Source organism: Cryobacterium sp. 10I1 (assembly GCF_035019805.1).
GTDB lineage: Bacteria > Actinomycetota > Actinomycetes > Actinomycetales > Microbacteriaceae > Cryobacterium > Cryobacterium glucosi.
Map to the genome: position 1 here is coordinate 1 of NZ_JASJVF010000075.1, position 13,443 is coordinate 13,443.

Here is a 13,443-nt window from a genome sequence, read left to right on the forward strand (position 1 = left end):
TCTGAGGACCGGGCGTCGTTCCTGCCGAACATCTCGTGCTGCAGGGCGCTGCGCCTGTTCCACCGAGGCAACCCGAAGACGAGCACGGCGACCACGACGACGGCGACGACGACAAGCGTCACGACGAGCGGGACCCAGGGTCCGAGGCCCGCGCCAGACGGCACGCCCAGTGAAGCGAACCAGTCGAAGAAGGCCTTGCTGACCAGGTCGAACCAGGTCGGCCGCGCGGCCTGGTACGGCGGCTTGGCGAGCTCGTCCCGCAACCAGGCCGTGGCCGTCGGGGCATCGGGATCGACAGGGATGCCCCCCAGGAACGGACCAGACCACGTGCCCCCCGCACCGGTCATGACTGCGGGGCCGCCGGCATCCGCCCGGCAGGGATCAGGTACGGGTCGGCAGCGTCGTTGCCGGGGGAAGACTCGACGAAGCGCTGCAGGTCGAGGTCGAGGCCTTCCTTGCGCATCCGCAGGTCGATGTAGATCAGCGCTGTCGTGCCGGACTGGACCACCGCGGCGACGGCCCCGAGTACGAGGCTCAGGAGAATGGTCAGCACGTACAGCACGATCACGGGGATCCAGGAGTCGATGGCGCCGGTCGGGTCGATGAGGGAGACCGCGACGCCGCCGAGCAGCGACAGCGGTGTCGAGACGATCTGCGAGACGATGTTCACAATCGCGGCGACAAGGAACTGCACTCCGAGCGTGCGCCAGAAATAGCCCCTCGTGAGCGACCACGATCGGGCGATGGCCGCCCCGATGCCGAGGCGTTCGAGCACGATCAGGCTCGGGACGAGGGACGTCTTCGTGGCCAGCCAGGCCGAGAGCGCGAGGATGCCGAGTGCGCCGAGGATGCCGAAGACGATCCCGAAGACGACGCCGGCTCCTCCGAGCAACACGAACACGACGACGACCCCAGCGACGATGGCCAGGCCGAGGAGAAGGGCTCCGCTGAGGATCGCGGACCAGAGTGCGAGCGGCCAGAGGCGTCGGCCGGCCGCCCGCCAGAGCTGGCCGAGCCGGAGCTTCTGGCCGAGCATGGCACGGGAGACCTCGACGACGATGACGCCCTGGAGTATCGCGGAGGCGATCACGGAGAGGAGGATCGGCACGATCGCCGACAACACGATGGTGAGGTTGGCGCCGGCCTGGACCGCGTCCCTGTCCGCGAGCGGGGCGCTGTCGACCCTGCCGAGGGCGAGCACCGTCACCGGGCCGACGATCAGCAGGGTGACCAGGAGGATCGCGCCCTGCACGAGGAGTGCGCTTCCGAACGTGGCCTTGGGATTGCGCCGCAGCACCTGGAAGGGCGCCCAGAGCAGGGAGCCGAAACCGAGCGGCCGCAACGGGAGGAGGCCGGGGCGCGGCGGCGGGGTCCACGCGGGAGGAGGACCCCAGGCCTGGGGTGCACCGGACGCCGGCGGCGGCGCGTATTCGCCGTAGCGCGGTCGATCGTACGCGTCACCTGTCGGTGCGTGCCAGTTCTGCGGGTCCGTCACGAGACCTATGCTGGCATACTCGGCATCGAAACGGGCGCGACGGGCAATGCCAGCCCCCCTCGACTACTCTGGTGTCAGTGATTGCATGACTCACCGGGAGTATTCCCTCCGGTGACCTAAGCAGAAAACGGTTGGATGAACGCACGCATTTTGGTCGTCGACGACGACACCGCGCTGGCGGAAATGATCGGCATTGTCTTGCAGGGTGAAGGTTTCGACCCGCACTTCTGCGAAGACGGCTCACTCGCGCTCGACGCATTCCGGACGATCAAACCCGATCTGGTTCTGCTCGACCTGATGCTGCCCGGCCTCGACGGCATCGAGGTGTGCACCCTGATCCGCGCCGAATCGGGAACGCCCATCATCATGCTCACCGCTCGCACCGATACGACGGATGTGGTCAAGGGCCTCGAATCCGGCGCGGACGACTACATGGTCAAACCGTTCAACCCGAAGGAACTCGTCGCCAGGATCCGCACGCGGCTGCGGCCGGTGTCAACGGATTCTCCCGCGAACCTCTCGATCGGCGACCTCACCGTCGACGCCGCCGGGCACGAGGTGCGCCGCGGCGACCGGCAGATCGGCCTGACCCCACTCGAATTCGACCTCCTCCTCACCCTCGCGTCCCGTCCCCAGCAGGTGTTCACCCGGGAGATGCTGCTCGAGCAGGTGTGGGGCTACCACTACAAGGCCGACACCCGGCTCGTGAACGTGCACGTGCAACGCCTCCGCGCCAAGGTCGAGGACGATCCGGACAACCCCCGCATCGTGATGACGGTCCGCGGTGTCGGGTACCGGGCCGGCGCGGCCATCTAGGCTCCGCATGGCCGAACCGACCGGGTTTGCCCGAACATGGCGCAGGGGGTGGCGGGACTGGCGCGACTGGAGATCCTGGCGTGCCCGCCTGCTTCGCACCTGGCGGTCCTCCCTGCAGTTCCGCACCGTGACCATCACGGTCGTGCTGTCCGGCATCGCCATCGTCATGGTCGGCGTGTATGTCTCGGTGAGCGTCGGCAACGATCTCTTCCAGTCCCGGCTCAGCCAGGTCGAGCTCGACTCGAACCGGGCGACGAGCGCGGCCCAGGGGATCCTGGATTCCTCGGACGCGGCCGACCGGGTCCAGGTGCAGAGCCTGCTTGCCTCGGCGCGGAGCGCCATTTCCGCGGCGTCCTCGAGCCGGCTTGTCGCCGTGTTCCGGGTTCCCGGCCAGGACCCGTCGACGTCCGTGCCCCAGGACTTCTCGACATTCGGCGACTCGACCGAGGTCATCTCGCCCGAGCTGCGCACCGCCGTCCAGGGCTCGCCGGGCACCCAGTTCTGGCAGTCGGTGGCCCTGGCGACGGATGACGACGGCCAGGTCGCCGGGATCGTCGTCGGTTCGCAGATCACCGTCCCCGTCGCCGGCCGGTACGAGCTCTACATCGGCTACAACCTCGGCGAGGCGGAAACGACACTGCAGTTCGTGCAGCGAACCCTCGGCATCGCCGGGCTCCTGCTCATCATCCTGATCGGTGCGGTGACCTGGATCGTGGTCCGCTTCGTGGTGACGCCGATCCGGGTCGCGGCCGAGACCAGCCAGCGGCTGGCCTCCGGGGACCTCGGTGTGCGGCTGCCCGTCAAGGGCGACGACGTCATCACGACCCTCGCCCGGTCGTTCAATGGGATGGCGGACAGCCTGCAGAGCCAGATCAAGGAGCTCGCCGACCTCTCCGAGGTGCAGCAGCGCTTCGTCTCCGACGTGTCGCATGAGCTGCGCACCCCACTGACGACGATCCGGCTGGCCGGCGACATGCTCTACGACCAGCGGGCCGCCTTCCCCCCTGCGACGGGTCGTACTGCGGAACTCCTGCACACCCAGGTCGAGCGATTCGAACTCCTGCTCGCGGACCTGCTCGAGATCAGCAAATACGACGCCGGGTCGGTCGAACTCGAGGCCGAGCCGACGAACCTCGTGCACCTCGCCGCAGATGCCGTCGAGGGCCTGCGGTCGCTCGCCGAATCCAAGGGCACCCGGCTCAACCTCGTCGCCCCGGGAGGACACCTCGACGCGGAGGTCGATCCCCGTCGCATCCGCCGGATCATGCACAACCTGATCGGCAACGCGATCGAGCACGGCGAGGGCAAGCCCGTCATCGTCTCGGTCGACAGCAACGAGTCCGCCGTTGCCCTCTCGGTGCGCGACTACGGCCTCGGCATGAGCCAGGTCGACGTCAACCACGTCTTCGACCGGTTCTGGCGGGCAGACCCCTCCCGCAAGCGCACCATCGGCGGCACGGGCCTCGGCCTCTCGATCTCACTCGAGGACGCGACCGTGCACCGCGGCTGGCTCCAGGTCTGGTCGAGCCCCGGGAAGGGCTCGTGCTTCCGGCTGACCCTGCCCCGGACCGCGCGCGGCGAGATCACGAGCTCGCCGAGCCCGCTGCCGCCGGAGGACGCCGGGTCCGACGGAACCCTGCCGCGCCTCACGGTCGGCGAGGTCGGCCGGGCCGGGGTCAAGGGCGCCCAACACGGTGAGGGAGCGATCCATGACTGACCGGAGCGACGGCATCCGCCGTGCAATCCATGCGACCCGGGAAACCCGTGGAGGCGGACCCTGGCGCGCAGGGGGCACGCTGGCAGCCCTCCTCGTGCTCGCGGTCCTGCTCAGCGGATGCTCGGGGATTCCCCGGAGCGGCAGCGTGCGCACCGGGCAGGCGGTCGCAGCCGGGGACAACCCCGCACCCGTCTTCCTGCCGTCGCACCCGCAGGCCGATGCCAGCCAGGAAAGCATCCTGCGCGGTTTCATCGACGCCCAGACCAGCCCGGAGAACGACTACGCGATCGCCCGCGAATTCCTCGCCCCCGGTTTCAGCGGCGCCTGGGCGGCGGATGCCGGGGTGACGGTCGACGACGGGACGGCGCGCACCATCATCCCCGTCGACGGCCAGACCATGCAGTTCTCGGTGAATCCCATCGCCGACGTCGACGGGATCGGTGAATACCACGAGGTCGAGTCTCCCTCGCCCGTCGTGCTGCGCTACCAGTTCCAGAAGGTCGGTGACCAGTGGCGGATCAGCGCTGCGCCGAACGGCACCGTCGTCGACCAGACCACGTTCAGCGACGTGTTCAGCTCCCAGGCGCTCTACTTCTTCGATTCGAGCTTCGCGTTCCTGGTGCCAGACCTGCGCTGGTTCCCGCGCGGGGGCGCCACCCTGACCAAGATCGTCAACGGAGTGCTGCACGGGCCGAGCCCGTGGCTGGGCGGGGCCGTTGTCAGCGCGTTCCCCGATGGAACCAAGCTCACCGCGGATGCCGTGCAGGTCGTCTCGCGGGACGCGAAGGTCGACCTCAACGGCGAAGCCCTGAACGCAGACAGGGTCACCCTGCAGCGGATGCGGGCGCAGCTCACAAACAGCCTCCCCACGGGCATCACCGTCACGATCTCGATCAACCAGAACTCCCAGGACATCGGGGACCTCGGCGCCAACGCCCCGATCGTCAACCCGCGGGTGGACGCCCGGGCGCTCGTGCTCCGTCAGGGCGCCTTCGGGTTCCTGTCCGCAGCAGGGAAGACGGTCACCCCGATCCCCGGGCTCTCCGACCAGGTCGTCGCGCTCGGCCCGACGGCGGTCACCCTCTCACCGGGGCAGACCGTCGCGGCGGCGCGGGCCGCGACAGGGGTCTCCTCCGTCCGGGTCGGCGAGGTCGCGAAGCTGCTCGATCCGCGGCCCGGCCTCATCGCGCCGGCCGTAGACAACTTCGGCTACGTCTGGTCCGTGCCCTCGAACCGTCCCGGTGAGCTGTTCGTCTACAGCCCGAACGGGGATGCGACGGCCGTGCCGACCTCCTGGCCGGAGGCCTCCGGAATCGTGGCGTTGCGGGTGTCCCGGGACGGTACCCGGCTGATCGCGCTGCTCACCTCTGGAACGGAGACCCGCTTCGTGGTCGTCTCGATCAAGCGGGACAAGTCCGTTCCTGTCGCCCTCGGAGACGAAGTCCAGCTCCAGTCCGTCCCGGGCATCCCCCTCGACGCCACCTGGATCGACGAGCTCACGGTCGCCTACCTCGTCGCGCTCCCGAGCGGAGAGGACCGCATCGTGACCCAGCAGCTCGGCGGCGTCAGTTCCAGCATCGAGTCAGCGCCGGGCAGTGCGACGATCACGGGAAGCAACACCCTGAGGGACGTGCGCGCACTCGCCACAACGGGCGGCCTGATGATGCAGCGCGGAGTCGGCTGGCAGGAGCGCATCGACGACGTGACTCTCGTGGCCACCCAGCAGGGAATCGGCGGGTAGGCGCGGGCCTGTCCTCCACAGCGCCGGCGCACGACCGCGCGCGCACCGCCGTGCGCTCGCGATCATGCGCTCGCGTCAGGTCGGGCAGTCTGGCGGCATGACCGGGACCGGTGCGGCACGAACGGCACGAACGGCACGGGAGGCGTGGCGGGCCGTCCTGGACGCGTGGGCCGTTCTCCTGCCCACGGCGTGCAGCGGTTGCGGGGCGCCGGACCGCGCCCTCTGCGTGGCCTGCCGCGCCCTCCTGGTGCCTGCCGTGCGCGTGACCGAGCGCGGCGGCCTGCGGGTCTGGGCGGGGCTCGACTATGCCGGCGTTCCGCGACGCGTGATCGCGAGTTTCAAGGACGGCGGGCGAACGGATGCCGCCGCCGCGCTCGCTCCTGCGCTCCTGGCCGCGGTCGTGGCCGCGCTCGCCGCAGTGGAGTCCGGCGGACCAGTGGAGTCCCGCGGCGCTGCGGAGACCGGCATCCGCCTGGTCACGATTCCCTCGTCGCGACGGGCCTGGCGGGCGCGCGGTTTCCTCCCGGTCGAGCTGCTGCTCCGCCGGGCCGGACTCGCACCGCACCGGGTCCTCACCGGCCGGGAGACCGCCGACCAGGTCGGGCTCGACCGTGCCGCCAGGTCCAGGAACCGGGACGGTTCGCTGCGCGCCCTTCGTTCCCTGACCGGGGTGCGCTGCCTGCTCGTCGACGACATCGTGACGACGGGCGCCACCGTTCTCGAAGCCCGCCGCGCCATCCTCGCCGCCGGGGGAGAGGTCGTGGGCGTGGCCGCCCTCGCGGAAACCCGGAGACGCCTACCGGTCACACATCGTTCATCAGAAACCGATTGACAAATTGCGGTGACTTCTCCCGCCGGCAGGGCTACGGTGGAGCTAAAGGCGCGCACCAATCGCCCGGGACCGGGCGGTTCGCCAGATCTGGAGGTCGTCATGGAAACTAACATCGTCGGACGAAACCTGGGGATCACTGATCGTTTCCGGTCATATGCGTCGGAAAAGGCTGAGAAGATCGCCGGCCTTGCCGACAAGGCCCTCGCCCTCGAAGTCAAGCTCAGCCGGAACCGCGAAAAGGGTTCAGCCACCGGCAATGACAGGGTCGAGCTGACCCTGATCGGGAAGGGTCCCATCGTCCGCGCTGAAGCGGACGGTTCGGACAAGTATGCAGCCTTCGACGTGGCACTCGGACGGCTCCTCGAGCGCGTGCGCCGCGCCAAGGACCGCCAGAAGCTGCACCGTGGCGGAGCGCACCGCCCCACCTCGCTGCACGACGCGGCATCCGTTGACTTCAGCGTCGTCGACATCAAGCCGGCCGACGCCGAAACCCTCGACGAGGTGCGCACCGGAGTCATCCGGGTGATCCGCCCCACCGAGTCGGAGGCGGCCGCCGCGGCCACCGCCGCCGAGGAGGAAGCGGACGAGGTGTACACGCCGGTCGTCATCCGCCGCAAGGTCTTCTCCGCCGCCCCGATGACCGTCGACGACGCCCTGTACTTCATGGAACTCGTCGGGCACGACTTCTACCTGTTCCAGGACTCCGAGACGAACCGGCCGAGTGTGGTCTACCGCCGCAAGGGCTGGGACTACGGCGTCATCGAACTGGCCGAGAACAGCGAGGAGTTGCGGGTCGCCGCCGAGTAAGGCGTCCGGTAGGCCGTCGAGTGCACTCCCTGACCAACTAGCATTGTTATAGTTGCCGCACACCGGCGCACAACAGTGCCGGCGTGGTTCAATCCGTCGCGTGAGCAGCCAGACCCTGGTTCATCTCACCGAGACGACAGGCGTAACGGCGCCGTGACTAGTGGAGTGCATTCGTGGCCTCAATCCTTGAAAAGGTTCTTCGTGTTGGTGAAGGACGCGTCCTGCGTCGTCTCGAGCAGTATGCGAAAGCCATCAATGCGCTGGAAGAAGACTTCAGCCAGCTCACCGACGAGGAGCTGAAGAACGAAACCGTCGTGCTGCGGGAACGCTACTCGAACGGCGAGTCGCTCGACGACTTGCTGCCAGAGGCGTTCGCCGCCGTACGCGAGGCCTCGACCCGCACCCTGGGCTTGCGGCACTTCGACGTGCAGCTCATGGGCGGGGCGGCCCTGCACCTCGGCAACATCGCCGAGATGAAGACCGGTGAGGGCAAGACGCTCGTCGCGACGACCGCGGCGTACCTCAACGCCATCACAAGCCGCGGTGTGCACATCATCACCGTGAACGACTACCTCGCGAGCTACCAGAGCGAGCTGATGGGCCGCGTGTTCCGTGCCCTCGGCATGACCACCGGGTGCATCCTCTCCGGCCAGACCCCCGCGCAGCGCCATGACCAGTACCTCGCGGACATCACCTACGGCACGAACAATGAGTTCGGCTTCGACTACCTGCGCGACAACATGGCGTGGCAGGCAGCCGACATGGTCCAGCGCGGCCACTACTACGCGATCGTCGACGAGGTCGACTCGATCCTGATCGACGAGGCCCGCACCCCGCTGATCATCTCCGGCCCGGCATCTGGCGAGGCGAACCGCTGGTTCACCGAGTTCGCGAGCCTGACCAAGCGGCTCGTTCCCGAGGTCGACTTCGAGGTCGACGAGAAGAAGCGCACCGTCGGCGTGCTCGAACCCGGCATCGAAAAGGTCGAGGACTACCTCGGCATCGACAACCTCTACGAATCGGCGAACACCCCGCTGATCTCGTTCCTGAACAACGCGATCAAGGCGAACGCCCTGTTCAAGAAGGACAAGGACTACGTCGTGATGAACGGCGAGGTTCTCATCGTCGACGAGCACACCGGTCGCATCCTGATGGGCCGACGGTACAACGAGGGCATTCACCAGGCCATCGAGGCCAAGGAGGGTGTCGCGGTCAAGGCCGAGAACCAGACCCTCGCGACAGTCACCCTGCAGAACTACTTCCGGCTCTACACGAAGCTGTCCGGCATGACCGGAACCGCCGAGACCGAGGCAGCCGAGTTCATGAGCACATACAAGCTCGGCGTGGTCTCGATCCCCACCAACAAGCCGATGAAGCGCATCGACCAGTCCGACCTCGTCTACAAGAACGAGGAGGCCAAGTTCGGCCAGGTCGTCGAGGACATCGTCGGCAGGCACGAGAAGGGCCAGCCCGTCCTCGTCGGAACGACGAGCGTCGAGAAGAGCGAATACCTCTCCCGCCTGCTCGCCAAGCGCGGGGTCCGCCACGAGGTTCTCAACGCGAAGAACCACGCGCGGGAAGCCGCGATCGTCGCCCAGGCCGGTCGCCTCGGCTCCGTCACGGTCGCCACGAACATGGCCGGTCGTGGAACCGACGTCATGCTCGGTGGCAACGCCGAGTTCCTCGCCGTCGCCGAGATGAACGCGAAGGGCCTCAGCCCCATCGAGACGCCCGAAGAATACGAGACCGAGTGGGACGACGTCTTCGCCGCGGTCAAGGCGAAGGTTTCCGAGGAGGCCGAGAAGGTAGTCGAGGCCGGCGGTCTCTACGTTCTCGGCACAGAGCGCCACGAATCGCGCCGCATCGACAACCAGCTCCGCGGACGCAGCGGACGCCAGGGCGACCCGGGAGAGAGCCGCTTCTACCTGTCCCTGACCGACGACCTGATGCGCCTCTTCAACGCGGGAGCCGCCGAGAGCCTGATGAGCCGCCAGGGTGTGCCCGATGACATGGCGATCGAATCCAAGGTCGTGAGCCGCGCCATCCGCTCTGCCCAGTCGCAGGTCGAGGGCCGCAACGCCGAGATTCGCAAGAACGTGCTCAAGTACGACGACGTGCTCAACCGCCAGCGCGAAGCGATCTACGGCGACCGCCGTCACATCCTCGAGGGTGACGACCTCCACGAGCGCACCCAGCGCTTCCTGGAAGACGTGATCGACGAGGTTCTCAGCGTGCACACCGGTGAGGGCAACGGCGACGACTGGGACTTCGACGCGCTGTGGACCGAGCTCAGAACCCTCTATCCCGTCGGCATCACCATCGACGAGGTCATCTCCGAGGCAGGCAACCGGGGCAGGATCAACCGCGACTTCATGCGCAGGGAGATCCTCTCCGACGCTCGGGTCGCCTACCAGAAGCGCGAGGCGAGCCTCGGCTCCCCGGCCATGCGCGAACTCGAGCGCCGCGTCGTGCTCTCCGTGATCGACCGCCGCTGGCGCGAGCACCTCTACGAGATGGACTACCTCAAGGACGGCATCGGCCTCCGTGCGATGGCCCAGCGTGACCCGCTCGTCGAGTACCAGCGTGAGGGTTTCGCCATGTTCCAGCAGATGATGGGCCAGATCCGCGAGGAGACCGTCGGCTTCCTGTTCAACCTCGAGGTCGAGGTCAACCAGGCGCCAGATCCCGTCGCCGCGCCCGTCGTCGTCGCCAAGGGCCTCACCCCCGGTGAGGATTCCGGTGCCGACAAGCTCAGCTACACCGCACCGAGCGATTCCGGCGGAGTCGAGGTGCGCAACCAGCGCGGCCAGATCCAGCAGGCCGCGACCGACCGTGCCCGCCGGGCCGAGACGGACGCGAACGCAGGAGATGCCCCTGCGGAGGAGTCAGCGGCTCCCGCTGGTCCTCCCCGTCGCGGCGCCTTCGGCCAGCGCGACTCCGGGACGCCGGCCGTTCCGGTGAACCGCGCCGAGCGTCGGGCCCAGGGCAAGAAGTAGCACCGCCCGTCGTGTGCGACCCGTGCCTAGTGCACCGGAAGCGGCACTTCGGTGGGCGCTGCCGCGGGGGTGCCGTGCGGGTTCGAGAGCGACACGCCATGGCCCATCCGCCGGAAGAGCAGCGCCGCGAGGACCGCGCCGACGGCGAAGAAGCCGGCGCCCCACCAGTATGCGACCGCGTAGCTGTGGATTGCGGCATCCGCGGCCACCGCAGCGGTGAGCGGGGTGTTCGCGGCCAGGAAGTTCGTCGCGGCGGTCGCGGCGAGCGTGTTGAGAAGAGCGGTGCCGATCGACCCGCCGACCTGCTGGCTCGTGTTCACCATCGCGGAGGCGACCCCGGCGAACTGCCGGTCGACGCCGAGCGTCGCCGTCTGCATCGAGGCGGGCATGATCGAGCCCATCGCGAAGCCGAGGATCATCAGGGGCGGCAGTATGTCGGCGGCATAGGTGCTGCCCAGGTCGAGATGGGTCAGGTAGATCATCCCGAGGGCTCCGAGCGTCATGCCGAACGGCACCATGATCTTCGGGCCGAACCGGGGCACGAAGATGTTCGTCGACAACTGGGCCGCGACGACGAGCATGGCGATCATCGGCAGGAACGACAGTCCGGTCTGGACCGGGGTGTAGCCCAGTGAGACCTGCAGGTAGTACGTGACGAACAGGAAGATGCCGAACATGCCTGCGCCGGCGATCAGCACCGAGAGGTACGCGGCACCGCGGTTGCGGTCGAGCACGATCACGAGCGGCAGAAGCGGATGCGCGGCACGGCGCTGCCACAGCACGAACGCGACGAGCAGCACGACGGCCCCCGCGAGCATGCCCCAGGTCAGCGGTGAGTCCCAGCCGTCGGTCTCGGCGTTGGAGAAGCCGTAGACGAGGCCGAAGAGGGCTCCGGAGACCAGGATCGTGCCGGGAATGTCGAGCTTCGGGCGCGGGCCGGTGCGCTCGAGGTGGTCGACGAAGACGATCGCACCGATCACCCCGATCACGGCGATGGGGATGTTGATGTAGAGGTTCCAGCGCCAGTCGAGGTTCTGGGTGAGGAAGCCGCCGAGGAGCAGTCCGACGGCGCCGCCGGCACCGGCGATCGCTCCGAAGATCCCGAAGGCACGGGCGCGTTCCTTCGGAATGGTGAACGTCGTCGTGAGAACGGCGAGGGCGGTCGGGGCGAGGAGGGCGCCGAACGCGCCCTGCAGGGCCCGGGCGCCGACGAGCAGCCCGAAGGTGCCTGCCGCACCGCCGAGTGCCGAGGCGGCTGCGAAGCCGATCAGTCCGATGATGAAGGTGCGCTTCCGGCCGATCAGGTCGGACAGGCGTCCGCCGAGCAGGAGGAGGCTCGCGAACGCGAGGGAATACGCGGTGATGATCCACTGGCGGTCTCCGTTGGAGAAGCCGAGGTCGGTCTGCGCGGAGGGCAGGGCGATGTTGACCACGGTCGAGTCGAGTACGACCATGAGCTGGGCGAGGGCGACGGTGCTGAGGGTCCACCAGCGCCGGGAATGCGGCACGGGCGTGCTCGTTAGAGTGGACGAAGTGGCGGAAGTCTTTGGCATGAAGGCGACTATATACGATACTGTGGAGTTCCGGATCTTAACAGTTCCTGAATTTACCTCCGGGTAACATTCGATCAGAAGACTTCGATCAGAAAGTGGTGAGTGTGGCGACGACGCAGCTCGATCCCGCCGAGGAGACGGAGCCCGTCAAGCTCGGACGCAGACGGGACCACACCCGCGACCCCGACATCCTCGCCGCTGCCGTCGACGTGCTCGCCGAATGCGGGTATGAGGGCATGACCATCGACATGGTCGCGGCCCGGGCCAAAGCGGGCAAGGCCACCCTCTACCGGCGATGGCCCTCGAAGGGCGAACTTGTCATCGACGCGGTCGCGTGCATGAAGAACGGTGACCTGAACCTGTCCCAACTCCCGGACACGGGCACGCTGCGCGGGGACCTGATCGCCATGATCAAGCCGCACTCGATCGAGGACGGCGAGAAGAAGCTCCGGGTCATCGCCGGCCTGATGTCCCTCCTCGCCCACTCGCCCGAGCTCGCCGAAACCGCCCGCGTCTCCGTCGTCGAACCCCGGGTGACCGCGCAGCGCTTCCTGTTGCGCCGGGCCGTCGAGCGCGGCGAGATCTCGTCGCGCTGCGACATCGACAACCTGTCGACAGTGACCACGGCCATGGCCTCCATGCGGATCCTGTTCGAGCGCAAGACCATCGACAGGGAATTCCTGATCTCCTTGATCGACGGGGTGATCCTTCCCGCGGTGGGCCTGGGTGCCGGTCCGGCGGCCGGCGCGGACCCGGAGTCGCGAGCTGCAGGGGATACTGCCGTCACAGCACGTTGACCGCGCTGGCCCGCCAGCGGTTGTCGAGGCCCTCGAGGCGCAACGCCACCGCGCGCACCCGCACCTTGCTGTGCACGATGACGACGGCTTCGACCACCCCGTCCCTCGGTTCCGTGATGGTGACCCTGCCGATGGAGATCGTGGGCCGTTGCGCCCGGAGCCCTTTGACCGCCCGCGCCCGGTTGGAGAGGACGACCCGTTTCAGCAGGTGCCGGTAGACGTCGTCGCTCACCCAGCGCGCGAGCTGGTCGAGTTCGCGGGCCCCGGAGAGCACCTCGATCACGCACCGGGTGAGGTTGATGAGCAGCGGCTCCGGATCCGGCAGTTGCCCGCGGGAACTCGGCTGCTGCCCGAAGTAATCTTCCTCGGCGAACCGCTCCGCTCGGGCGCTCGCCTGCTCACTCTTGCCGACTGAATCGCTCATGACTCCTCCGGGGGTTCCGGGTGCTGAGGTGCAGGTTCGCTACTCAACCAGCGGATGCCCGCGGTGTCGAGCGCTTATATGTCCTGTGGATAACCCGGCTGGCCGGTTCGCGGCGAGTTAGCGTCGTGTGTGTGCGCTGGGACAACCTGTTCGACGACCTCGAGGGACAGCTCGAACACGAGCTGAACGCCGAGGACCTCGAGCTGCGCGCGGAAGAGGAACGGCTCCGGCTCGGCCGGTTATCGCTGCGGCACCGGCTGATGGG

10 protein-coding genes and 1 pseudogene are annotated in these 13,443 nt (G+C 68.0%); 7 read left to right on the plus strand and 4 right to left on the minus strand.

Annotated elements, in window-relative coordinates:
- Together QN345_RS08820 and QN345_RS08825 are read right to left on the minus strand one after the other, a co-directional pair.
- Nucleotides 1-347, minus strand: a pseudogene (locus QN345_RS08820) (DUF4129 domain-containing protein); the annotation flags it as partial.
- Nucleotides 344-1,495, minus strand: coding sequence for a hypothetical protein (locus tag QN345_RS08825; RefSeq protein ID WP_322189483.1), 1,152 nt, complete (start codon nt 1,493-1,495; stop codon nt 344-346). The gene QN345_RS08825 and the pseudogene QN345_RS08820, both read right to left, overlap by 4 nt.
- Before the next feature lie 135 nt (nt 1,496-1,630).
- On the opposite strand from QN345_RS08825, the gene mtrA reads away from it, so the two are divergent.
- The 6 genes from mtrA to secA all read left to right on the plus strand — a co-directional run bounded on the left by mtrA (nt 1,631) and on the right by secA (nt 10,404).
- Nucleotides 1,631-2,311: an MtrAB system response regulator MtrA gene (gene mtrA, locus QN345_RS08830; protein ID WP_134449752.1), complete on the plus strand. Its 681-nt coding sequence runs from the start codon at nt 1,631-1,633 to the stop codon at nt 2,309-2,311.
- Between the two features lie 7 nt (nt 2,312-2,318).
- Nucleotides 2,319-4,028 carry an MtrAB system histidine kinase MtrB gene (gene mtrB / locus QN345_RS08835; RefSeq protein WP_134449753.1) on the plus strand — a complete coding sequence of 570 codons (1,710 nt, stop codon included), beginning with the start codon at nt 2,319-2,321 and terminating at the stop codon, nt 4,026-4,028.
- Nucleotides 4,021-5,769, plus strand: coding sequence for an LpqB family beta-propeller domain-containing protein (locus QN345_RS08840; protein WP_322189484.1), 1,749 nt, complete (start codon nt 4,021-4,023; stop codon nt 5,767-5,769). The genes mtrB and QN345_RS08840 overlap by 8 nt, the downstream gene beginning before the upstream one ends.
- Nucleotides 5,770-5,866: 97 nt before the next feature.
- Nucleotides 5,867-6,601 carry a ComF family protein gene (locus tag QN345_RS08845; protein WP_322189485.1) on the plus strand — a complete coding sequence of 245 codons (735 nt, stop codon included), beginning with the start codon at nt 5,867-5,869 and terminating at the stop codon, nt 6,599-6,601.
- A 99-nt stretch (nt 6,602-6,700) separates the two neighbouring features.
- Nucleotides 6,701-7,408 carry a ribosome hibernation-promoting factor, HPF/YfiA family gene (gene hpf / locus QN345_RS08850; protein WP_134449756.1) on the plus strand — a complete coding sequence of 236 codons (708 nt, stop codon included), beginning with the start codon at nt 6,701-6,703 and terminating at the stop codon, nt 7,406-7,408.
- A 173-nt stretch (nt 7,409-7,581) separates the two neighbouring features.
- Entirely contained in the window at nt 7,582-10,404 is a 2,823-nt protein-coding gene (secA, locus tag QN345_RS08855; protein WP_134449757.1) for a preprotein translocase subunit SecA, read from the plus strand.
- A 26-nt stretch (nt 10,405-10,430) separates the two neighbouring features.
- Here secA and QN345_RS08860 read toward each other — a convergent pair whose 3' ends face one another.
- Nucleotides 10,431-11,957, minus strand: a complete 1,527-nt coding sequence (locus QN345_RS08860) for an MFS transporter (RefSeq protein WP_134449758.1) — start codon at nt 11,955-11,957, stop codon at nt 10,431-10,433.
- A gap of 104 nt (nt 11,958-12,061) precedes the next feature.
- On the opposite strand from QN345_RS08860, the gene QN345_RS08865 reads away from it, so the two are divergent.
- A complete protein-coding gene (locus tag QN345_RS08865; protein WP_323508579.1) occupies nt 12,062-12,754 on the plus strand; it encodes a TetR/AcrR family transcriptional regulator in 693 nt (230 codons plus the stop codon).
- Here QN345_RS08865 and QN345_RS08870 read toward each other — a convergent pair.
- Complete coding sequence (locus tag QN345_RS08870) at nt 12,741-13,178, minus strand: Rv3235 family protein (RefSeq protein WP_322189486.1); 438 nt, start codon at nt 13,176-13,178, stop codon at nt 12,741-12,743. The two genes, QN345_RS08865 and QN345_RS08870, sit on opposite strands and share 14 nt — an antisense overlap.
- Between the last annotated feature and the right edge of the window lie 265 nt (nt 13,179-13,443).

Excerpts from the sequence above, each read along its gene's own strand:
- mtrB (WP_134449753.1), top strand. The coding sequence starts at position 2,319 with ATGGCCGAACCGACCGGGTTTGCCCGAACATGGCGCAGGGGGTGGCGG.
- QN345_RS08870 (WP_322189486.1), bottom strand. The coding sequence starts at position 13,178 with ATGAGCGATTCAGTCGGCAAGAGTGAGCAGGCGAGCGCCCGAGCGGAG.
- QN345_RS08860 (WP_134449758.1), bottom strand. The coding sequence starts at position 11,957 with ATGCCAAAGACTTCCGCCACTTCGTCCACTCTAACGAGCACGCCCGTG.
- mtrA (WP_134449752.1), top strand. The coding sequence starts at position 1,631 with ATGAACGCACGCATTTTGGTCGTCGACGACGACACCGCGCTGGCGGAA.
- QN345_RS08840 (WP_322189484.1), top strand. The coding sequence starts at position 4,021 with ATGACTGACCGGAGCGACGGCATCCGCCGTGCAATCCATGCGACCCGG.
- hpf (WP_134449756.1), top strand. The coding sequence starts at position 6,701 with ATGGAAACTAACATCGTCGGACGAAACCTGGGGATCACTGATCGTTTC.
- QN345_RS08845 (WP_322189485.1), top strand. The coding sequence starts at position 5,867 with ATGACCGGGACCGGTGCGGCACGAACGGCACGAACGGCACGGGAGGCG.